Origin of the sequence: Pseudomonas sp. BIGb0278, assembly GCF_024809895.1 — a bacterium.
In the GTDB taxonomy this organism is placed as follows: domain Bacteria; phylum Pseudomonadota; class Gammaproteobacteria; order Pseudomonadales; family Pseudomonadaceae; genus Aquipseudomonas; species Aquipseudomonas shirazensis.
Map to the genome: position 1 here is coordinate 644,085 of NZ_JANUEL010000002.1, position 19,494 is coordinate 663,578.

19 protein-coding genes are annotated in these 19,494 nt (G+C 62.1%); 10 read left to right on the plus strand and 9 right to left on the minus strand.

Annotated elements, in window-relative coordinates:
* From M2396_RS11660 to M2396_RS11670, 3 genes are all read right to left on the minus strand, one after another.
* Window positions 1-1,083, minus strand: a complete 1,083-nt coding sequence (locus tag M2396_RS11660) for a 5-(carboxyamino)imidazole ribonucleotide synthase (RefSeq protein ID WP_150570343.1) — start codon at window positions 1,081-1,083, stop codon at window positions 1-3.
* 10 nt (window positions 1,084-1,093) lie between these two features.
* Window positions 1,094-1,585, minus strand: a complete 492-nt coding sequence (gene purE, locus M2396_RS11665; RefSeq protein ID WP_101322841.1) for a 5-(carboxyamino)imidazole ribonucleotide mutase — start codon at window positions 1,583-1,585, stop codon at window positions 1,094-1,096.
* 174 nt (window positions 1,586-1,759) lie between these two features.
* Complete coding sequence (locus M2396_RS11670; RefSeq protein WP_101322840.1) at window positions 1,760-2,689, minus strand: LysR substrate-binding domain-containing protein; 930 nt, start codon at window positions 2,687-2,689, stop codon at window positions 1,760-1,762.
* Window positions 2,690-2,869: 180 nt separating this feature from the next.
* Here M2396_RS11670 and aspA point away from each other — a divergent pair, with 180 nt between their 5' ends.
* The 4 genes from aspA to M2396_RS11690 all read left to right on the plus strand — a co-directional run bounded on the left by aspA (window position 2,870) and on the right by M2396_RS11690 (window position 7,729).
* The gene (gene aspA, locus M2396_RS11675; RefSeq protein ID WP_101322839.1) at window positions 2,870-4,294 is read left to right on the plus strand and encodes an aspartate ammonia-lyase; all 1,425 of its coding nucleotides are present in this window, start codon (window positions 2,870-2,872) and stop codon (window positions 4,292-4,294) included.
* A 179-nt stretch (window positions 4,295-4,473) separates the two neighbouring features.
* A complete protein-coding gene (locus M2396_RS11680) occupies window positions 4,474-5,466 on the plus strand; it encodes an AraC family transcriptional regulator (RefSeq protein WP_259074874.1) in 993 nt (330 codons plus the stop codon).
* 116 nt (window positions 5,467-5,582) lie between these two features.
* Window positions 5,583-6,623: a histone deacetylase family protein gene (locus M2396_RS11685; RefSeq protein WP_101322837.1), complete on the plus strand. Its 1,041-nt coding sequence runs from the start codon at window positions 5,583-5,585 to the stop codon at window positions 6,621-6,623.
* 2 nt (window positions 6,624-6,625) lie between these two features.
* A complete protein-coding gene (locus M2396_RS11690; protein WP_259074877.1) occupies window positions 6,626-7,729 on the plus strand; it encodes a polyamine ABC transporter substrate-binding protein in 1,104 nt (367 codons plus the stop codon).
* A 156-nt stretch (window positions 7,730-7,885) separates the two neighbouring features.
* Here the strand turns inward: M2396_RS11690 and M2396_RS11695 are convergent, their stop codons facing one another.
* Window positions 7,886-9,412 (minus strand): PLP-dependent aminotransferase family protein, encoded by a 1,527-nt coding sequence (locus M2396_RS11695; RefSeq protein ID WP_259074880.1) that lies wholly within the window; start codon window positions 9,410-9,412, stop codon window positions 7,886-7,888.
* Window positions 9,413-9,501: 89 nt separating this feature from the next.
* Between M2396_RS11695 and M2396_RS11700 the strand changes: the two genes are divergently transcribed.
* The 3 genes from M2396_RS11700 to M2396_RS11710 are packed head-to-tail and all read left to right on the plus strand — an operon-like array spanning window position 9,502 to window position 11,278.
* Window positions 9,502-10,131: an FMN-binding negative transcriptional regulator gene (locus M2396_RS11700; protein WP_259074882.1), complete on the plus strand. Its 630-nt coding sequence runs from the start codon at window positions 9,502-9,504 to the stop codon at window positions 10,129-10,131.
* Between the two features lie 11 nt (window positions 10,132-10,142).
* Window positions 10,143-10,589, plus strand: a complete 447-nt coding sequence (locus tag M2396_RS11705) for a GNAT family N-acetyltransferase (RefSeq protein WP_259074885.1) — start codon at window positions 10,143-10,145, stop codon at window positions 10,587-10,589.
* A gap of 14 nt (window positions 10,590-10,603) precedes the next feature.
* Complete coding sequence (locus tag M2396_RS11710; protein WP_259074887.1) at window positions 10,604-11,278, plus strand: GNAT family N-acetyltransferase; 675 nt, start codon at window positions 10,604-10,606, stop codon at window positions 11,276-11,278.
* Between the two features lies 1 nt (window position 11,279).
* Here M2396_RS11710 and M2396_RS11715 read toward each other — a convergent pair whose 3' ends face one another.
* Complete coding sequence (locus M2396_RS11715) at window positions 11,280-12,179, minus strand: homocysteine S-methyltransferase family protein (protein WP_178080805.1); 900 nt, start codon at window positions 12,177-12,179, stop codon at window positions 11,280-11,282.
* A 107-nt stretch (window positions 12,180-12,286) separates the two neighbouring features.
* Here M2396_RS11715 and M2396_RS11720 point away from each other — a divergent pair, with 107 nt between their 5' ends.
* On the plus strand, window positions 12,287-13,105 hold the full coding sequence (locus M2396_RS11720) for an ABC transporter substrate-binding protein (protein ID WP_101322830.1): 819 nt from the start codon (window positions 12,287-12,289) through the stop codon (window positions 13,103-13,105).
* A complete protein-coding gene (locus M2396_RS11725; protein WP_101322829.1) occupies window positions 13,102-13,920 on the plus strand; it encodes an amino acid ABC transporter permease in 819 nt (272 codons plus the stop codon). Before M2396_RS11720 ends, M2396_RS11725 begins: the two co-directional genes overlap by 4 nt.
* A 68-nt stretch (window positions 13,921-13,988) precedes the next feature.
* Here M2396_RS11725 and oadA read toward each other — a convergent pair whose 3' ends face one another.
* Together oadA and M2396_RS11735 are read right to left on the minus strand one after the other, a co-directional pair.
* Window positions 13,989-15,797, minus strand: coding sequence for a sodium-extruding oxaloacetate decarboxylase subunit alpha (gene oadA, locus M2396_RS11730; RefSeq protein ID WP_101322828.1), 1,809 nt, complete (start codon window positions 15,795-15,797; stop codon window positions 13,989-13,991).
* Window positions 15,798-15,808: 11 nt separating this feature from the next.
* Window positions 15,809-17,224 (minus strand): acetyl-CoA carboxylase biotin carboxylase subunit, encoded by a 1,416-nt coding sequence (locus M2396_RS11735; protein WP_101322827.1) that lies wholly within the window; start codon window positions 17,222-17,224, stop codon window positions 15,809-15,811.
* A gap of 202 nt (window positions 17,225-17,426) precedes the next feature.
* Here M2396_RS11735 and M2396_RS11740 point away from each other — a divergent pair, with 202 nt between their 5' ends.
* Window positions 17,427-18,374, plus strand: a complete 948-nt coding sequence (locus M2396_RS11740) for a LysR family transcriptional regulator (RefSeq protein ID WP_181003831.1) — start codon at window positions 17,427-17,429, stop codon at window positions 18,372-18,374.
* Here the strand turns inward: M2396_RS11740 and M2396_RS11745 are convergent.
* Entirely contained in the window at window positions 18,316-18,534 is a 219-nt protein-coding gene (locus M2396_RS11745) for a PA3496 family putative envelope integrity protein (RefSeq protein WP_101322825.1), read from the minus strand. The two genes, M2396_RS11740 and M2396_RS11745, sit on opposite strands and share 59 nt — an antisense overlap.
* Window positions 18,535-18,618: 84 nt before the next feature.
* Window positions 18,619-19,485: a transcriptional regulator HexR gene (hexR, locus tag M2396_RS11750; protein ID WP_101322824.1), complete on the minus strand. Its 867-nt coding sequence runs from the start codon at window positions 19,483-19,485 to the stop codon at window positions 18,619-18,621.
* Window positions 19,486-19,494: the final 9 nt, after the last annotated feature.

The window sequence follows — 19,494 nt, forward strand, 5'->3', positions numbered from 1 at the left end:
TCAGCCTGCGATCAACGCCTCTACTTCGGCGATTTTCTCATGCAGGCTGACCATGTCGGCGCAGCGCAGAGTGGCATGGCCGACCTTGCGCCCGGCCTTGAAGGCCTTGCCGTAGTGATGCAGGTGGCAGTCGTCGACGGCAACGATCTTGTCCACCGCCGGCACTTCACCGATGAAGTTGAGCATGGCGCTCTCACCGACCTTGGCAGTTGAACCCAACGGCAGGCCGGCGATGGCCCGCAGGTGGTTTTGGAACTGGCTGCACTCGGCGCCTTCGATGGTCCAGTGCCCGGAGTTGTGCACGCGCGGGGCGATTTCGTTGGCCTTGAGGCCACCGTCGACTTCGAAGAACTCGAACGCCATCACGCCGACATAGTCGAGCTGCTTGAGCACGCGGCCAACGTAGTCTTCGGCCAGCGACTGCAACGGGTGGTCTTCACTGGCGACCGACAGGCGCAGAATACCGTTGTCGTGGGTGTTGTGCACCAGCGGGTAGAAGCGCGTTTCGCCGTCGCGACCACGCACCGCCACCAGCGACACTTCGCCAGTGAACGGCACGAAGCCTTCGAGCAGGCACGGCACGCTGCCCAGCTCGGCAAAGGTACCGACCACATCTGCAGCTGTGCGCAGCACCTTCTGGCCCTTGCCGTCGTAACCCAGGGTACGGGTCTTGAGCACGGCCGGCAGGCCGATGCTGGCGACTGCCGCGTCGAGGTCAGCCTGCGAGAGGATGTCGGCGAAGGCTGGGGTCGGGATACCCAGGTCGCGGAACATGCTCTTCTCGAACAGACGGTCGCGTGCGATGCGCAGCGCTTCGGCGCTCGGGTACACCGGCACGAACTGCGAGAGGAAAGCCACGGTTTCGGCCGGGACGCTTTCGAACTCGAAGGTTACCAGGTCGACTTCGTCGGCCAACTGGCGCAGGTGGTCCTGGTCGCCATAGTCAGCCCGCAGATGCTCGCCGAGCGGCGCGGCGCAGGCGTCCGGGGCCGGGTCGAGAAATGCGAAGTTCATGCCCAGCGGAGTACCCGCCAGGGCCAGCATGCGGCCCAACTGGCCGCCACCGATTACACCGATCTTCATGTGCTAAGCCTCAAACCTGACGCGGGTCAGGATTGTCCAGGACGGTTTCGGTCTGCTCTACGCGGAACTGCTTGAGCGCTGCGTGGAACTGCGGGTACTTGGCACCGAGGATGCTCGCCGACAGCAGCGCAGCGTTGATCGCGCCAGCCTTGCCGATGGCCAGGGTCGCGACCGGTACGCCGGCCGGCATCTGCACGATCGACAGCAGCGAGTCGACGCCCGAGAGCATGGCCGACTGGACCGGCACGCCGAGTACCGGCAGGTGGGTCTTGGCGGCGCACATGCCTGGCAGGTGGGCAGCGCCACCAGCACCGGCGATGATCACCTCGATGCCACGGCCATCGGCCTCATCGGCATACTGGAACAGCAGATCCGGAGTACGGTGGGCAGAAACCACCTTCACTTCGTAGGGAATGCCGAGTTTTTCCAGCATATCGGCGGTGTGGCTAAGGGTGGACCAATCGGACTTGGAGCCCATGATCACGCCAACCAGTGCACTCATCGTCGAGCCTCTTCGCTTGTGCGCCCGCAGGCGCGTCAAAAAACAACAAGCCACGCGGGACGACCGGCGTGGCTTGTATGCTGATCACGACCGGAATATCTATCCGGTCCAGGGGCCGCGCAGTATAACGTAACGCAAGCGCATCCCGGCACCCCTGGCGACCAACTGTCGAGCCTATTTTTCGGGGGTTTGGCTGACTTTCGGGTCAACTGTGCCGCCTTCCAGTTTGCGCCACAGCAGCCTTACGTTGGCCTTGCGCACCAGTGCGCAGCGGTACAGGCGGATCTCCAGCGGCACATGCCAGGCACTGCTGCCGCATACCGCCAGCTCGCCGCGGGCCAGCTCACCCTGCATCGACAGGCGCGGCACCCAGGCCACGCCCATGCCTTCCAAGGCCATGCTCTTGAGGCTGTCGGCCATCGCCGTTTCATAAACGGTGGTGTAGCGCAGGTTGCGCTGACGCAGCAGCAGGCTCACCGAACGGCCCAGAAACGCCCCGGCGCTGTAGGCCAGCAACGGCACGCTGTTTTCACCTTCCAGGTCGAACAGTGGCTGACCATCCGGCCCGACTGCGCAAACCGGCAGCATCTCGGTGGTGCCCATGTGCAGTGACGGGAAGATCTCGGCATCCATCTGCAGCGCAGCGTCCGGGTCGTAGAAGGCCAGCATCAGGTCACAGCCGCCTTCGCGCAGGGCGTGCACGGCATCACCGACGTTGGTCGCGACCAGCCGAGTGGCGATGTTGAGGCCGTCGTTGCGCAACTGGGCCACCCAACGTGGGAAGAACCCCGAGGCCAGTGAGTGCGCCGCAGCCACCTGTATAACCTCGCCCTGCCCGCCCTCTAAATGATGCAAATGGCGGAGAACTTCGCTTAATTGGTCGACAACAGTGCGCGCCGTGACCAGAAACAGCTGCCCGGCTTCAGTCAGCTCGATCGGCGTGCGCGAGCGGTTTACCAGGGTCAGCCCGAGTGCCGCTTCAAGGCTGCGGATGCGCCGGCTGAAAGCAGGCTGGGTAACGAAGCGACGCTCGGCCGCCTGCGAAAAACTGCGCGTCGAGGCCAGCGCGCTGAAATCTTCCAGCCATTTGCTTTCTAGGTTCATGCAGCCATCTCCCGGCATGCACCAAAATGGAACACGCTCGAATGTCAGTTGACGTCACATCAATCATTATGCCGTTTGTGCATAGGATAGCGCCTAACAGCATTGGCCGACAAATGCGCTCCAGCCTAGGATTGGCGGCATTCCGGCAGGTGCCGGGTCAAACTCGAGATGATATCTATCATGTCCTCCGCTGCATCGTTCCGCGTCGAAAAAGATCTGCTTGGTACCCTTGAAGTCCCTGCTGATGCCTACTACGGCATCCAGACTTTGCGCGCTGCCAACAACTTCCACCTCTCCGGCGTCCCGCTGTCGCACTACCCGAAACTGGTAGTCGGCCTGGCGATGGTCAAGCAGGCTGCTGCTGATGCCAACCGTGAGCTGGGGCACCTGAGCGATGCCAAGCATGCTGCGATCAGCGAGGCTTGCGCCCGCCTGATCCGTGGTGACTACCACGAGCAGTTCGTGGTCGACATGATTCAAGGCGGTGCTGGTACTTCTACCAACATGAACGCCAACGAAGTCATCGCCAACATCGCGCTGGAGGCCATGGGTCACCAGAAGGGCGAGTACCAGTACCTGCACCCGAACAACGACGTGAACATGGCGCAGTCGACCAACGACGCCTACCCGACTGCGATCCGTCTGGGTCTGCTGCTGGGTCACGACGCTCTGCTGGCCAGCCTCGACAGCCTGATCCAGGCCTTCGCTGCCAAAGGTCAGGAATTCAACCACGTACTGAAGATGGGCCGCACCCAGCTGCAGGACGCCGTACCGATGACCCTCGGTCAGGAATTCCGCGCCTTCGCCACGACCATGACCGAAGACCTCAACCGTCTGCGCTCGCTGGCACCTGAGCTGCTCACCGAAATCAACCTCGGCGGCACCGCCATCGGCACCGGCATCAACGCCGACCCGGGCTACCAGATGCTCGCCGTGCAGCGCCTGGCGGCCATCAGCGGCCAGCCACTGGTACCGGCTGCCGACCTGATCGAAGCGACTTCCGACATGGGCGCCTTCGTGCTGTTCTCGGGCATGCTCAAGCGTACTGCGGTCAAGCTGTCGAAGATCTGCAACGACCTGCGCCTGCTGTCCAGCGGCCCACGTACCGGCATCAACGAGATCAACCTGCCAGCGCGTCAGCCAGGCAGCTCGATCATGCCCGGCAAGGTCAACCCGGTTATCCCGGAAGCGGTCAACCAGGTCGCCTTCGCGATCATGGGCAACGACCTCGCCCTGACCATCGCTGCCGAAGGTGGCCAGCTGCAGCTGAACGTGATGGAGCCGCTGATCGCCTACAAGATCTTCGACTCGATCCGCCTGCTCCAGCGCGCCATGGACATGCTGCGCGAGCACTGCATCGTCGACATCACTGCCAACGAACAACGTTGCCGTGAACTGGTCGAGCACTCGATCGGCCTGGTCACCGCACTGAACCCGTACATCGGCTACGAAAACGCCACCCGTATCGCCCGCATCGCCCTGGAAACAGGCCGCGGCGTACTGGAACTGGTGCGTGAAGAGAAGCTGCTCGACGAAGCGATGCTCAACGACATCCTGCGTCCGGAAAACATGATTGCTCCACGCCTGGTGCCACTCAAGGCATAACCGGCTGCTGTAACCCGTCTCACCAGGTTTGAGGGACTAGACACCTCTCGACCTTTCAAGGGCCCGAGCGCATGCATCGGGCCCTTTTTTTATCTGCGCTTTGCCGCCCCGGGGTATCAGCCTGCGGTGCGGCACACAACTTGCTCGCTAATCCCTCCCAAGCCACGGGATAGACGAGCATGCTGCACAGCCACCTGACCACCCTCAATGCCGTTTCGCTGATCCTCAAGGTTTTTCAGGAAGAGCATAACGACGCCTCGAGCCTGCTGGCCGGCAGCGGCATTGGCCCGGCCGACCTTGGCCATGCCGATGCGCGCATCACCACCCAGCAGGAATTGCAGGTGTGTGCCAACGCCGTGGCTCGCCGCGAGGAGATCGGCTTGGAGCTCGGCCGGCGCATGCATGTGTCGTGCTACGGCATGCTCGGTTACGCCTTGCTCTCCAGTGCCACTTTGGGTGACGCCCTGCGCCTGGCGCTGCGCTACCCGGCGTTGTTGGGCACCGTGTTCAGCCTGCGCCTGATCGAAGATGGCCAGCGGCTGTGGCTGAGTGCCAGTGACTACGCCGACAGCCCGGCCTTGGCCAGCTTCAATGCCGAATTCTGCCTGGTATCACTGAAAACCATCTGCGAAGACTTGCTCGGCCAGCCGCTGCCGTTGCTGGCAGCCCGCTTCGCTCAGCCAGCGCCTGGCTATCACGGGCTGTATGCCGAGACTTTCGACTGCCCGCTGGGCTTTGCCGCCCGTGACAACGCCTTCGCCTTCGAGCGGCGCTGGCTGGACACGCCGCTGCCGCTGGCCGACCCGATTACCCACAAGGCCATGAGCGAGCGCTGCCGCCAGCTAAACCTGGAGTTCACCGGGCGCCAGGCCTGGCTCGGGCGGATTCGCCAGCTGTTGCTGCAGCAACTGGATGCAGCACCTGGCCTGGAAGGCCTGGCGCGGCAAATGAACTGCTCATCGCGGACCCTGCGCCGGCACCTGCAGTTGCTGGGCAGCAGCTACCAGCAGATCCTCGACAGCCTGCGCTTCGAGCGTGCCAAGCAATTGCTCGCCGAGGACCAGATGCCCATCTACCGAATCGCCGAAACCCTCGGCTTCAGCGAGACGGCGAGTTTCCGCCATGCCTTTCAACGCTGGAGCGGTGTAGCGCCGAGCCACTTTCGCGGTTAGCCCAGAGTGGCCAGCGAGCTTGGCCACATTGATCCCCTTTTGGCCATGCCTGCCGTTCTCCCTCAGCTGCCCGCCCCTGACAATGGGTCACGCCAGTTACTTCGGAGAACAACAAAATGCTGACGATCTATTCCGATGATCACCGCCTGCACCACGGCCGTTGCGAGCTGATCGACGGGCAGCTGATGCCCTGCTTCGAGATGCCTTCGCGCGCCGATCATGTGCTTGAGCGGGTCAAGGCGCGCAATCTTGGCCCGGTACAAGCGCCTCGCGACTTTGGCCGCGCACCGTTGCAGCGCATCCACAGCGCCGACTACCTGAATTTCTTCGAAGGCGCCTGGGCGCGCTGGGCCGCACTGGGCCACGACGGCGACCTGCTGCCATTCACCTGGCCCGCGCGCACTCTGCGCCAGGTCAAACCGACGGGGCTGCATGGTGAGCTGGGTTACTACAGCTTCGATGCCGGTGCACCGATTACCGCCGGCACTTGGCAGGCCGCCTACAGCGCTGCGCAGGTCGCCCTCACCGCCCAGGACGCCATCCAGCAAGGCGCCCATGCCGCCTTTGCGCTGTGCCGGCCACCGGGCCACCATGCCGCCAGCGAAGTCATGGGCGGTTACTGCTACCTGAACAACGCCGCCATCGCCGCCCAGGCATTCCTCGACCAGGGCCACAACAAAGTGGCGATCCTCGACGTCGACTATCACCACGGCAACGGCACTCAGGACATCTTCTACAGGCGTGACGACGTGTTCTTCGCCTCGATCCACGGCGACCCGCAGGACGAATTTCCGTTCTTCCTCGGCTATGCCGATGAGCTTGGCGAAGGCCCCGGCGAGGGCTGCAACATCAATTATCCGCTGCCCGCCGGCAGTGATTGGACGGCGTGGAAGCAGGCGCTGGTGGCGGCCTGCGAGCGCATCGCCCGCTATGCACCGGATGTGCTGGTGATCTCGCTTGGCGTCGATACGTTCAAGGATGACCCGATTTCGCAGTTCAAACTCGACAGCCCGGATTACCTGGAAATGGGCGAGCACATTGCACGGCTGGGCAAGCCGACCTTGTTCGTGATGGAAGGTGGCTACGCTGTGGAAGAAATCGGCATCAACGCAGTCAACGTGCTGGAAGGTTTCCAGCGTGCCCAGCCAGGAGCCTGACCATGATCCACCTCAAGCACATCCTCGCCCCGTTGCTCGCCGTTGGCCTGCTCAGCAGCACAATTCAGGCTCAGGCCGAACAGCGCACGTTGCGCGTGTACAACTGGTTCGACTACATCACCCCGCAGACCCTCACTGATTTCCAGAAAGACAGCCAGGTCAAACTGATCTACGACATCTTCGACACCAACGAAGCGCTTGAAGCCAAGCTGCTGACCGGCAACTCGGGCTATGACGTAGTAGTGCCGTCCAACGTGTTCCTGGCCAAGCAGATCGAGGCCGGCGTGTTCCAGCCGCTGGACCGCAGCAAACTGCCCAACTGGCAGCACCTCGACCCGGCCTTGATGAAGCTGATCGAAGCCAATGACCCCGGCAACAAGTACGCCGTGCCCTATATGTATGGCACCGTGCTGATCGGCTTCAACCCGGCCAAGGTCAAGGCAGCGCTGGGCGACAACGCGCCGGTGGACAGCTGGGACCTGATCTTCAAGGAAGAAAACCTGGCCAAGCTCAAGCAGTGCGGCGTGGCCGTGCTCGACTCGCCGTCCGAGGTGCTGCCGCTAGCGCTGAAGTACCTGGGCCTGGACCCCAACAGCAACAAGGCCGAGGACTACAAGAAGGCCGAAGCGTTGCTGCTTAAGATTCGCCCGTATATCACCTACTTCCATTCCTCGAAGTACATGGCTGACATCGCCAATGGCGATATCTGCGTCGCGGTCGGCTATTCCGGCAGCTTCTCCCAGGCCGCCAACCGTGCCCGGGAAGCCAGCAATGGCGTAGTCGTGGATATGCGCCTGCCGAAAGAAGGTGCGCCGATCTGGTTCGACATGCTGGCGATCCCGAAGAATGCCGCCAACGCCGAGGACGCGCATGTGTTCATCAACTACCTGCTGCGCCCGGAAGTGATCGCGCCGATCAGCGACTTTGTCGGTTACCCCAACCCCAATAAAGACGCTACCGAGAAGGTCAGCGCGGCGATTCGCAACAACCCCAACCTGTACCCGACGGCTGAGGCGATGCAAACGCTGTACACCCTCAAGCCCTTGGCGCGCGATGCCGAGCGGGCCCGAACCCGCGCCTGGACCCGGATCAAATCTGGTACCTGATAGCATTCGGGCCATCACGCCGCTCTTTGTAGGAGCGGCCTTGTGTCGCGAAAGGCCAGCGTAGCTGGCCCGGCGATATCGGCTGCGAAGGTGAAATCTGGGGCCGCTACGCGCCCCTTTCGCGGCACAAGGCCGCTCCTACACACCGCGGTTCTCCTACCGCCAGGCCTTGCGCAGGCGCATCACGGCGTCTGCAATCTGCGCTTCCGGGACCGCGGCAAAGCCGAGCACCAGCCCTGCGCGCTTATCCACAGGTTCATCGCTGTCTTCCAGCCAATAGCCGCTCAGCGGATTAACCTCTACCCCCGCCGCTTCCGCCAATGCCACCAGCGCCTGTTCTCTGGCAAAGTTATCCACAGGCACCATCACGTGCAGCCCTGCCGCCACTTCCGGCATCGCACCCAAGCCCGCTACGGTGGTCGGCCAACCGGCCTTGAGCACATTGCGCCTGCTCAGTGCCGCCCGCCGCATGCGCCGGATATGGCGCTGGAAATGCCCCAACGCCATGAACTGCGCCATCACCGACTGCGTACCTACCTCGGAATGACGCACCGCCAGCGCACGGGCCTGGCTGAAGGGCTCGACCAAGCTTTGCGGCAACACCAGATACCCCAACCGCAAGGCCGGGAAGGCAATCTTGCCAAAGGTGCCTACGTACAACACCCGCCCCTGCTGATCCAGCGCAGCCAAGGGCGCCAGCGGTGCGCCGCTGTAGCGGTACTCGCCGTCGTAATCGTCCTCGATGATCCAACCGTCGCTGCGCTCGGCCCAGGCCAGCAATTGCAGGCGCCGGGCGAGGCTCATGGTGACGCCGGTGGGGTATTGATGAGCCGGCGTTACATAGGCCACGCGGCAATCCGGTAGCTGCTCGAGCCTGGCGCAATCCAGGCCCTCAGCGTCCACTGGTACTCCATTGACCTGACCGCCCGCAACGGCAAAGGCGTGCCCTGCCGCCCGGTAGCCCGGGTTTTCCACAGCTACGGCCTGGCCAGGCTGCACCAGCAGCTGTGCACAAAGGGTTATCGCCTGCTGTGCACCACTGGTGATCACTATTTGCCCAGCCGTGCAGCTGATGCCCCTTGATTGGCGCAGGTAAGCGGCAATCAGTTCGCGCAGCTGCGGTTCACCAGCCGGGTCGCCATAGCCAAGCCGGGCTGGATCGGGATTACGCCAGAAACCCGCATGCAGCTTGGCCCAGACGTCGAACGGGAACAGGTCGAACGCAGGTACGCCCACCCGAAACGCACGAGGAGGACCGCTGCGGGGCGCGGGTAGATGATGATTTTTCAGACGGTCCAACCACACGCTGGAAGACGCATTGCTGGATAAATCCTCAGTGCTTTTATCCACAAATGTGGATAACCCTGTTGATAACCTAGGGTATAACCCTGTGGATACTTCTGTGGACAGTTTTGGCAGGCGGCTGACATAGGTGCCATCGCCCACCCGACTTTCAATGTACCCCTCGGCGTACAACTGGTCGTATGCGCGCACCACGCTGTTGCGCGACAGCGCCAGCACCTTGGCCAGATCGCGGCTGGCTGGGAGCCGGGTGCCACTACTCAGACGACCATCCAGCACCCTCGCGCGCAACGCCTGATACAACTGCAAGCTGAGACCTCGACGGCGGTCGAGCACGATCCCGGCCGGGTCGAATGGCAGTGCAAGCGGCTGATCACGCATGGCATTGGACCTATGAAAACAGTCATTAATGGCTCTTAACCTGAGCCAATAGCCTGCCTAGGATAGAGCCATTGCACAAGGATCCCGCCATGTACAACAGCAAACCCCATCAAGAGCATGATCTACAGCGCTTGCAGCAACAGATGCTGGAAACCCGCCTGGCTGTACTCATCACCCACGGCGAACAGGGTTTGCTTGCCAGCCATATCCCGGTGCTGATCGACACCGGCGATGGTGAGTACGGCACGGTTTATGGCCACCTGGCCCGGGCCAACCGCCAGTGGCAGGAGTTGCAACAAGGCAGCGAAGCACTGCTGGTGTTTGCCGGTGCCGATGCTTATGTCAGCCCCAGCTTCTATCCGAGCAAAGCCGCCACGCACAAGGTCGTGCCGACCTGGAACTACCTGGCCGTGCATGCCTACGGCAGCGCTGAAGTGATCGAAGATGGCGCCGCCCTGCTCGACATCGTCAGCCACCTGACCGACCGCCACGAACAAGGCCGCGACACGCCCTGGCAGGTAGGCGATGCGCCAAGCGACTACATCGAAGGCATGTTGCGCGCCATCGTCGGTTTTCGCTTGCCGATTAGCCGCATACAGGGCGCACGCAAGCTTAGCCAGAACCGCTCCGCCGAAGATGTCGCAGGCGTGCGCGACGGCCTGGCCAGCAGCACCGACCCGCAAGACAACCAACTCGCCGCGCAGATGCGGCCACTGTGAAGGAATCACCCATGCCAGCCGTTATTATCCGCCCCGTCACCGCCGACGATCACGCCGCCTGGCTGCCACTGTGGCAGGCCTACCTACGCTTTTATGAAACCGAGCTGGCCGACGAGGTCAGTGCGGTAACCTGGCAGCGCCAACTCGATCCGCAGCAGCCCACCCACTCGGCGCTGGCCTGGGTCGATGGCAAGGCGGTGGGCATGGTCAACTGGATCTATCATCGTACCAACTGGAGCGTCAGCGACGCCTGCTACCTGCAGGACCTCTACGTCGACGGCAGCCAGCGCGGCCTGGGTATCGGCCGCCAGCTGATCGAGCATGTGCACAGTACCGCCAAGGCCATCGGTTGCTGCAAGGTCTACTGGATGACCCACGAGACCAATGCCACCGCCATCAAGCTGTACGAACACGTGGCCGAACGCCCAGGCTTTATCCAATTCCGGCAAACGCTGTAAGACAGGAGCCGTAGATGAGTCAGCCAAGTAACTGGAAACCCGCGACAGTTCCGCAAGCCGAGCCGATCGAGGGCCGCTTCATCCGCCTGGAAAAGCTCGACCCGGCTCGCCACGGCGATGACTTGTGGGAGGTGCTGCAGGGCCCCGAGGCAGACCCGACGCTGTGGGATTACCTGCCTTACGGCCCGTTCAGCGAGCGAGCGAGCTTTGATCGCTGGCTGGACGGCAACGCGGCCAGCCGCGACCCGCTGTTCTACAGCGTCATCGACCGCGCCAGTGGCCAGGTACAGGGCATTCTCAGTTTGATGTCGATAGTGCCGGACCACGGCCGCATCGAGATCGGCCACATCGCCTTTGCTGGCGCGATGCAGCGCACGCCCAAAGGTAGCGAGGCGGTCTATCTGCTCGGCAAGCTGGGTTTCGCCCTGGGCAACCGCCGCCTGGAATGGAAGTGCAACAACGCCAATGCCCGCTCCAAGCGCGCGGCGGAGCGTTTCGGTTTTGTCTTTGAAGGGGTGTTCCGCCAGCACATGGTGATCAAGGGCCAGAACCGCGACACGGCCTGGTACTCGATCACCGATGACGAATGGCCCACCGTTGCGGCGGGCTTTGAGCGTTGGCTGAGTGCCGACAACCAGCGCCCAGAAGGTCAAGCGCAGACGCTGGAAGCCTGTCGTAACCCGCGCTGAATCAGCTCAGGTTGTTTTTCAGCTCGGCGATATGCTCCGGACCGATGCCGCAGCAACCGCCGAGCAGGCTTGCACCGCGCTGACGCCAGTCCTGCGCCCAGCTCAGGTAGCCCGGCGGGTCGAGGTCATCGCGCAGCTCGTCGAGGCCGTCGTTGGCGGTGGCATCCTTGGGCTGCGGCGGGAAGGCGTTGGCGTAGGCACCGATGGCGATATCAGCACCCAGGCGCTCGAATACCGCACGGGCGGCGTCGATAGCGGCGCCGATCACTTCTGGCTGGCTGCAGTTGAACAGCAGCGCAGCCACGCCCAGCTCCGCGACCGCTTCGGCGGCCTGGGTCACGGTCTCACCGGAACGCAGGGTCGGCACGTCACCGACGTCTTCATCCTGCAGCGTGAACGACACCCACAGCGGCTTGCCGTCCGCCGGCAGCTGCCGGGCAATCGACTGTACTTCGATGATCGCGCTCTGCGTTTCGGCCAACCACAGGTCGACATACGGCGCTAGGCCGACCACCAGCGGCAACAGCACTTCGCTGACGCGCTCCGGCTCGTACAAGTCCGGGCGATACGAGCCGAACAGCGGCGGCAACGAACCAGCCACCTTCACCGCACGCTCGCTGGCATCGGCAGCCGTGCGCGCCAGCTGACCAGCGGTGGCGGCCAGAGCAAAGCCTTCATTGGCGAAGCGCTCTTCACCAATGTGGAACGGCACTACCGCATAACTGTTGCTGGTAATCACCCCGGCACCGGCCTCGATGTAGGCAGTGTGCACGGCGATCACTGCCTCTGGCGCCTCGCTCAAGGCCAGTGCAGACCACTCTGGCTGGCGGAACGGCGCGCCACGGCGCTGCAGCTCCCGACCCATACCGCCATCAAGAATTTCCAACGCTCGCTCGGCCATATAACTTCCGCTTATATTGATATGAATAATATTCACTAGTGATGTAAAACTTATAACTATTAAATAACCATCAGCGTTTTTTTAACAACCTTTTTGCAGGTGTCCTTATGCGTTTACCTTCCTTGCTTTGCGCGGGCCTGCTGGCCTTGAGCGCTACCTCTGCCTTTGCCGGTGCCACCTTGGACCGCGTCGAGTCGCGCAAGGAAGTCGTCAACGTATTGATGGAGAGCTATCCGCCGTTCTCCTTTTTGAATGACCAGAACCAGCTCGACGGTTTTGACGTCGACGTGGCTAAGGCGGTCGCACAGAAACTCGGGGTCAAGCTGCGCCTGGAAACACCGTCCTGGGACGTGATCGCCGCCGGCCGCTGGAGCGGTCGCTATGACCTGTGCATCTGCTCGATGACGCCGAGCAAGGCCCGCGCTGAAGTGTTCGACTTCCCGGTTGAATACTACGCTTCGCCGGCGGTGATCGTGGTCAATGCCAAGGATGATCGCATTCACTCAGCCAAGGACCTCGAAGGGCGCAAGGTCGGCCTGACCAGCGCCTCCAGCTACGAGAGCTACCTGAACAAGAACCTGGTGATCGAGGGCGCCGAAGAGCAAAAGCTGGAGTACCCGTTCGAGTTCGTCCAGATTGCCCCGTATGACACCGACAACGTCGCTTTCCAGGACCTCGGCCTGGGTGCCGGCGTACGCCTGGATGCAATCCTCACCAACCTGGTGACCGCGCAACCGCGTCTGAATCAGGACAAGCGCTTCAAGCTGGCCGGCGCGCCACTGTATGAAGAGCCCAACTCGGTGGCCATCGAAAAAGGCGACCCGGAGTGGGATGCCAAGGTGCGTCAGGTGTTTGCCGAGCTGAAAGCCGATGGCACGCTGGCCAAGCTGTCACAGAAATGGATCGGCGCTGACATCAGTAAATGAACGCTCATCAACCCGCTCCCAAGCCCGTAGGTAAAACCGCCTTGCGCCTGTTCGGCTTTCGCACACGGCTATACCTGACGTGGCTGGTGTTGCTGCTGCTGTTTGTCGGCTTCTTTCTCAGTTTTGATCTGAATTTCGCGATTATCGTCGACAAGTTCCCCAATCTAGCGGGCTTCAAGCTGGGCCCTAACGGCTTCCTGCAGGGCGCGGCGCTGACGTTGTTCCTGTGCCTGTGCTCGATGCTGGTGTCGGTGCTGTTGGGCTTTGCCGCAGCGCTGGCGCGACTGTCGCCAAGCGCGGTGCTGTTTGGCGTGGCCAGTTTCTACACGTCGTTCTTCCGCGGCACGCCGTTGCTGATCCAGATTCTGCTGATCTACCTCGGCCTGCCGCAGTTGGGGCTGGTGCCGGGGGCGATTGCTGCGGGGATCATCGCCCTGTCGCTGAACTACGGTGCTTACCTGAGCGAGATCTTCCGCGCCGGGATCATCGGCGTAGCGCTCGGCCAACGCCAGGCGGCACTCGCTCTGGGCATGCGTCCGGCAGCGATCTTCTGGCATATCACCTTGCCGCAGGCGATGCGCACGATCATCCCGCCGAGCGCCAACCAGTTCATCTCGATGCTCAAGGATTCGTCGCTGATTTCGGTGATGGGGGTTTGGGAGGTGATGTTTCTGGCGCAGTCGTATGGGCGTTCCAGCTATCGGTATCTGGAGATGCTGACTACAGCGGCGGTGATCTATTGGGTGCTGTCGATCATGCTGGAACTGGTGCAGGCAAGGCTTGAGCGCTACTTCGGCAAAGGCTATCAGCGCTGAGATTGGATAAAAAAAGGGGAGCTATCCGCTCCCCAATGAGGTTAACCGCTTGTAGATGAAGGCCTTGCTCAGCCCTCGATCTCGATCAGAATCTCGCCTGGTGTAACCCGGTCGCCCTTGGCAACATGGATGGCCACAACCTTGCCGGCGATAGGCGCCTGCACTTCGGTCTCCATCTTCATCGCCTCGGTGATCAGCACCGCCTGGCCGGCCTTGACCACATCGCCTTCCTTGACCAGCACATCGACGATGTTGCCCGGCATGCTGGTGCTGACATGGCCCGGCCCGCTGGCCTGCTTGCGCTTGCTGCCGCCACCGCCAACGAAATCGTTGAGCGGCTCGAATACCACTTCCTCCGGCATGCCGTCGATCGACAGGTAGAAGTGACGCTTGCCCTCGGCCTTGACGCCGACACCGGTGATGTCGACACGGTAGGTCTCGCCGTGCACGTCGATGACGAACTCGGTAGGCACGCCTTCGCCGCCAGGGGCAGCCACTGCGCCTGCCTCAGGGATTGGCAGGAGCACTTCAGGAGTCAGGGTGCCGGCCGCGCGCTCTTCGAGGAACTTGCGCCCGATGTCCGGGAACATGGCGAAGGTCAGCACGTCTTCTTCGCTTTGCGCCAGGGCACCAATGTCGGCACGCAGCTTGGTCATCTCGGGCTTGAGCAGATCGGCCGGGCGTACGTCGATGACTTCTTCGCTACCGATGGCCTGGCGGCGCAGCTGTTCGTTGACCACACCCGGAGCCTTGCCGTAACCGCCTTGCAGGTACAGTTTGACCTCGTTGGTGATGGTCTTGTAGCGCTCGCCGGCGAGTACGTTGAAGAACGCCTGAGTACCGACGATCTGCGAGGTCGGGGTCACCAGCGGTGGGAAGCCGAGGTCTTCACGAACCCGCGGGATCTCTGCCAGCACTTCGTTCATGCGGTTGAGGGCGCCCTGCTCCTTGAGCTGGTTGGCCAGGTTGGAAATCATCCCGCCAGGGACCTGGTTGACCTGCACACGGGTGTCGACCGCGGTGAATTCGCTCTCGAACTGGTGGTACTTCTTGCGCACGGCATAGAAGTACAGGCCGATTTCCTGCAGCAGTTGCAGGTCCAGGCCAGTGTCGAACTCGCTGCCCTTGAGCGCGGCAACCATCGACTCGGTACCCGGATGGCTGGTGCCCCAGGCGAAGCTGGAGATGGCTGTATCGATATGATCGGCGCCGTTTTCCACGGCCTTGAGCTGGCACATAGCGGCCAAGCCAGCGGTGTCATGGGAGTGGATGAATACCGGCAGCGACTGCTCAGCCTTGAGCGCTTTGACCAGCTCGCCAGTGGCGAACGGCGTCAGCAGGCCGGCCATGTCCTTGATTGCCACCGAGTCACAACCCATGGCTTCCATCTGTTTGGCCTGGGCCACGAATGCGTCGATGGTGTGCACCGGGCTGACGGTGTAGGCAATGGTGCCCTGGGCATGCTTGCCGGCAGCCTTGACCGCTTCGATTGCCACACGCAGGTTACGCACGTCGTTCATGGCGTCGAAGATGCGGAACACGTCGATGCCGTTGACCGCTGCCTTGGCCACGAAGGCCTTGACCACGTCATCGCTGTAATGGCGATAGCCGAGCAGGTTCTGCCCGCGCAGGAGCATCTGCAGGCGGGTGTTGGGCAATGCCGCTCGCAGCTGGCGCAGGCGCTCCCACGGGTCTTCCTTGAGGAAGCGCACGCAGGCGTCGAAGGTTGCGCCGCCCCACACTTCCAGCGACCAGTAGCCGACCTTGTCGAGCTTTTCGCAGATCGGCAGCATGTCTTCGGTGCGCATGCGCGTGGCCAGTAGGGACTGGTGGGCGTCGCGCAGGATTGTGTCGGTTACGTGGATTTTCTTGGACATTGTTGTATTCCTCACAGGCCTGCGTGGGCGGCGATGGCGGCGGCGATGGCCAGGGCCAGCTCTTCGGGTTTGCGCTTGATCGAGTAGTTGGTCAGTTCAGGGTGGCTTTCAACGAAGCTGGTATTGAACTGGCCGCTACGGAATTCCGGGTTGCGCAGGATTTCCTGGTAGTACGCGGCGGTGGTCTTGACCCCCTGCAGGCGCATGTCGTCCAGGGCGCGCAGGCCGCGGTCCATGGCTTCTTCCCAGGTCAGTGCCCAGACCACCAACTTCAGGCACATCGAGTCGTAGTACGGCGGGATGGTGTAGCCGGTGTAGATCGCCGTATCGGTGCGCACGCCCGGGCCGCCCGGGGCGTAGTAACGGGTGATCTTGCCAAAGCTTGGCAGGAAGTTGTTTTTTGGGTCTTCGGCGTTGATGCGGAACTGCAACGCGTAGCCGCGGTGCTGGATGTCTTCCTGCTTGACCGACAGCGGCAGACCGGAGGCGATGCGGATCTGCTCGCGGACCACGTCGATACCGGTGATTTCTTCGGTGATGGTGTGTTCGACCTGGACCCGGGTGTTCATCTCCATGAAGTACACCTCGCCATCGGCGAGCAGAAACTCCACGGTACCGGCGTTCTCGTAGTCGACCGCCTTGGCCGCGCGCACCGCCAGATCGCCAATGTAGGCGCGTTGCTCCGGGGTCAGCTGCGGGCTGGGGGCGATTTCGATGAGTTTCTGGTTGCGGCGCTGGATCGAGCAGTCACGCTCGAACAGGTGCACCACATTGCCAAAGCTGTCGCCGAGGATCTGCGCCTCGATGTGCTTGGGGTTGACGATGCACTTTTCCAGGAATACTTCAGCCGAGCCAAAGGCCTTGGTGGCTTCGGAGATCACCCGGGGAAACGCCTGCTCGAGCTCTTCGCGGCTGTTGCAGCGACGGATACCACGGCCGCCACCACCGGAGGTTGCCTTGAGCATGACCGGGTAGCCAATGCGCTCACCTTCGTTGAGCGCCTCGTGGATATCCGCCACGTTACCCTCGGTGCCGGGGGTGACCGGGACACCGGCCTGGATCATGGTCCGGCGTGCTTCGGTCTTGTCGCCCATGCGCCGAATCACATCCGCCGACGGGCCGATGAACTTGATCCCACGCTCGGCGCAGATCTCCGCCAGCTCAGCGTTCTCGGAGAGAAAACCATAGCCAGGATGCAATGCATCACAGCCGGTCTCGACCGCCAGGTTGACCAACTTGCGCGGGTTCAGGTAGCCAGCCAGTGGCTCGGCACCAATGCTGTGGGCCTCATCTGCACGCTTGACGTGCAGCGCATGGCGGTCGGCGTCGGAATAGATCGCCACCGAACGAATGCCCATTTCAGCGCAGGCACGCACGATCCGAACTGCAATTTCACCCCGGTTGGCGATCAGGATTTTTTTTATCACTGGATTCTTCCCAAAGCCGTTGGAACATACGAGCCGGTTCTACCGCTCGGCGCGGCCAGACGCTGCTGGCCAGTCGCACATTCACCCTAGCGCCAGCGCACGATAAACAAAAATCAATATTTGTTAGGGGCAGCATTAGCAAAAGCTTATAGTTCGGTAACAAGGTTTTGCCAAACGGTGGGTATAAATGCGTAAGTCATTGATGCGTATGACATTGCGTCAGTTGCAGATCTTCAATGAGGTGTGCGATTTGCGCTCTTACAGTCGCGCTGCCGAAGAGATGTCGTTGACGCAACCCGCCGTAAGTCTACAGATCCGCCAGCTGGAAGAGCTGGTTGGCCAGCCGTTGTTCGAGTATGTCGGCAAGAAGCTGTACCTGACCGAAGCCGCCGAGGCGTTGCAGCGCGCCAGCCGCGACATCTTCGGCCGCCTGGAAAACCTCGACATGCAACTGTCGGACATGCAGGGCTCGCTGCAGGGGCAGCTGAAACTGGCCGTCGAGTCCAGTGCCAAGTACTTCGTGCCGCACTTGTTTGCGGCCTTCAAGGAGCGTCACCCCGAGGTCAACCTGACCCTCACCGTGGTCAACCGGGCGCAGGTGATCCGGCGCCTGTCGGACAACCGCGACGACTTGATCATCATGTCGATGGTGCCGCAGGACATGGGCCTTGAGTTTCTGCCGTTTCTGAACAACCCGATCGTTGCCGTGGCACCACCGGATCACCCGCTGTGCAAGCTCGACACGCTGCGCCTGCAAGACCTCGAGCCGCATACCCTGCTGATCCGCGAACAGGGCTCAGGCACGCGCAAGGCCTGCGAAGAATACTTCAAGGACAAGCGCGTGCACTTCACCCAGACCCTCGAGGTAGCCTCGGCAGAAGCGCAGCGCGAGTGTGTCAGCGCCGGCCTCGGCATTGCCCTGCTGACCCGCCATGCGTTGCGCCTGGAACTGGCCACTGGCAGGCTCAAGGAGCTGCCAGTGGAAGAGCTGCCGCTGTACCGCAGCTGGTGTGTAGTGCAGGCCAAAGCCAAGCGTCAGTCGCCGGTTGCCCTGGCGTTTCTTGCGTTCATCCGCAGCGAACGTGCGTTGATCAGTGGGCTTGTGGAGCGTTTTTCGGCGACGCCCCCGGCAGTACCTGCCACACCGTGATATCCCTCAGTTCGGAATAATCGGCGATTTCGCGCAACAGTTGCCGTTGCTCGGAATAGCTTTCGATCGCCCGGCGGAATTCCATCCGGCGCTGATCCTTCTGCTGTTGTTTGCGCGCTTTGGCGTTGGGTTGAAACGAGCCATCGAAGTCACGAGTCATGCCTGTCTCCCTGAGCGAGTGCGGGGAGCTTCAGACTGACCGAGCTGGTTTACCGTGAGGTGACAGCTCGATTAACTTTTATGGTCAGTCGTCCATGGCCTTGATCGACTTGGGCGACAGGCGCAGGCTGCGCAAGCTGCGCTTGACGCTCTTGAGGTGGTTGACCAGGCTCGGCCCGCGCGCCATGGCCACGCCCATGGCCAGCACGTCGATCACCACCAGGTGGGCAATCCGCGAGGTCAGCGGGGTGTAGATCTCGGTGTCTTCGTGCACGTCGATGGCCAGATTGACTGTGGATAACTCGGCCAACGGTGTCTGGCTTGGGCACAGGGTGATCAGGTTGGCGCCGCTCTCACGGACCAGATTGGCCGTGATCAGCAAGTCCTTGGAGCGCCCAGACTGCGAGATGCACACCGCCACGTCACCGGGCTTGAGGGTTACCGCCGACATCGCCTGCATGTGCGGGTCGGAATACGCCGCCGCGCTGAGCAGCAGGCGGAAGAACTTGTGCTGGGCGTCGGCCGCGACCGCGCCAGATGCACCAAAGCCGTAGAACTCAACCCGCTGGGCCTGGGCCATGGCTGCCACAGCACGCTGCAAGGCCTCCGGATCGAGCTGCTCGCGCACCTCCATCAGGGTATGCAGGGTGGTGTCGAAAATCTTCAGGCTGTAGTCGGCAACCGAGTCGTCTTCGTGGATCGCGAACTGACCAAAACTGGCGCCAGCAGCCAGGCTCTGCGCCAGTTTCAGCTTCAGATCCTGAAACCCTGAACAGCCAATCGCCCGGCAAAACCTCACTATGGTCGGCTCGCTGATACCGACGTTGTGGGCAAGGTCGGCCATCGAGCTGTGCATGACGGCAGCGGGGTCCAGCAGCACATGGTCGGCTACTTTCAGTTCCGATTTACGCAGCAAGTGGCGCGATTGGGCGATATGGTGCAACAGATTCACGGGCTGGAC

Excerpts from the sequence above, each read along its gene's own strand:
- M2396_RS11725 (WP_101322829.1), top strand. The coding sequence starts at position 13,102 with ATGAACGCTCATCAACCCGCTCCCAAGCCCGTAGGTAAAACCGCCTTG.
- purE (WP_101322841.1), bottom strand. The coding sequence starts at position 1,585 with ATGAGTGCACTGGTTGGCGTGATCATGGGCTCCAAGTCCGATTGGTCC.
- M2396_RS11710 (WP_259074887.1), top strand. The coding sequence starts at position 10,604 with ATGAGTCAGCCAAGTAACTGGAAACCCGCGACAGTTCCGCAAGCCGAG.
- M2396_RS11695 (WP_259074880.1), bottom strand. The coding sequence starts at position 9,412 with ATGCGTGATCAGCCGCTTGCACTGCCATTCGACCCGGCCGGGATCGTG.
- M2396_RS11740 (WP_181003831.1), top strand. The coding sequence starts at position 17,427 with ATGCGTATGACATTGCGTCAGTTGCAGATCTTCAATGAGGTGTGCGAT.
- M2396_RS11705 (WP_259074885.1), top strand. The coding sequence starts at position 10,143 with ATGCCAGCCGTTATTATCCGCCCCGTCACCGCCGACGATCACGCCGCC.
- M2396_RS11660 (WP_150570343.1), bottom strand. The coding sequence starts at position 1,083 with ATGAAGATCGGTGTAATCGGTGGCGGCCAGTTGGGCCGCATGCTGGCC.
- M2396_RS11670 (WP_101322840.1), bottom strand. The coding sequence starts at position 2,689 with ATGAACCTAGAAAGCAAATGGCTGGAAGATTTCAGCGCGCTGGCCTCG.
- M2396_RS11700 (WP_259074882.1), top strand. The coding sequence starts at position 9,502 with ATGTACAACAGCAAACCCCATCAAGAGCATGATCTACAGCGCTTGCAG.
- M2396_RS11745 (WP_101322825.1), bottom strand. The coding sequence starts at position 18,534 with ATGACTCGTGACTTCGATGGCTCGTTTCAACCCAACGCCAAAGCGCGC.
- M2396_RS11715 (WP_178080805.1), bottom strand. The coding sequence starts at position 12,179 with ATGGCCGAGCGAGCGTTGGAAATTCTTGATGGCGGTATGGGTCGGGAG.
- M2396_RS11680 (WP_259074874.1), top strand. The coding sequence starts at position 4,474 with ATGCTGCACAGCCACCTGACCACCCTCAATGCCGTTTCGCTGATCCTC.
- M2396_RS11690 (WP_259074877.1), top strand. The coding sequence starts at position 6,626 with ATGATCCACCTCAAGCACATCCTCGCCCCGTTGCTCGCCGTTGGCCTG.
- oadA (WP_101322828.1), bottom strand. The coding sequence starts at position 15,797 with ATGTCCAAGAAAATCCACGTAACCGACACAATCCTGCGCGACGCCCAC.
- M2396_RS11685 (WP_101322837.1), top strand. The coding sequence starts at position 5,583 with ATGCTGACGATCTATTCCGATGATCACCGCCTGCACCACGGCCGTTGC.
- M2396_RS11720 (WP_101322830.1), top strand. The coding sequence starts at position 12,287 with ATGCGTTTACCTTCCTTGCTTTGCGCGGGCCTGCTGGCCTTGAGCGCT.
- aspA (WP_101322839.1), top strand. The coding sequence starts at position 2,870 with ATGTCCTCCGCTGCATCGTTCCGCGTCGAAAAAGATCTGCTTGGTACC.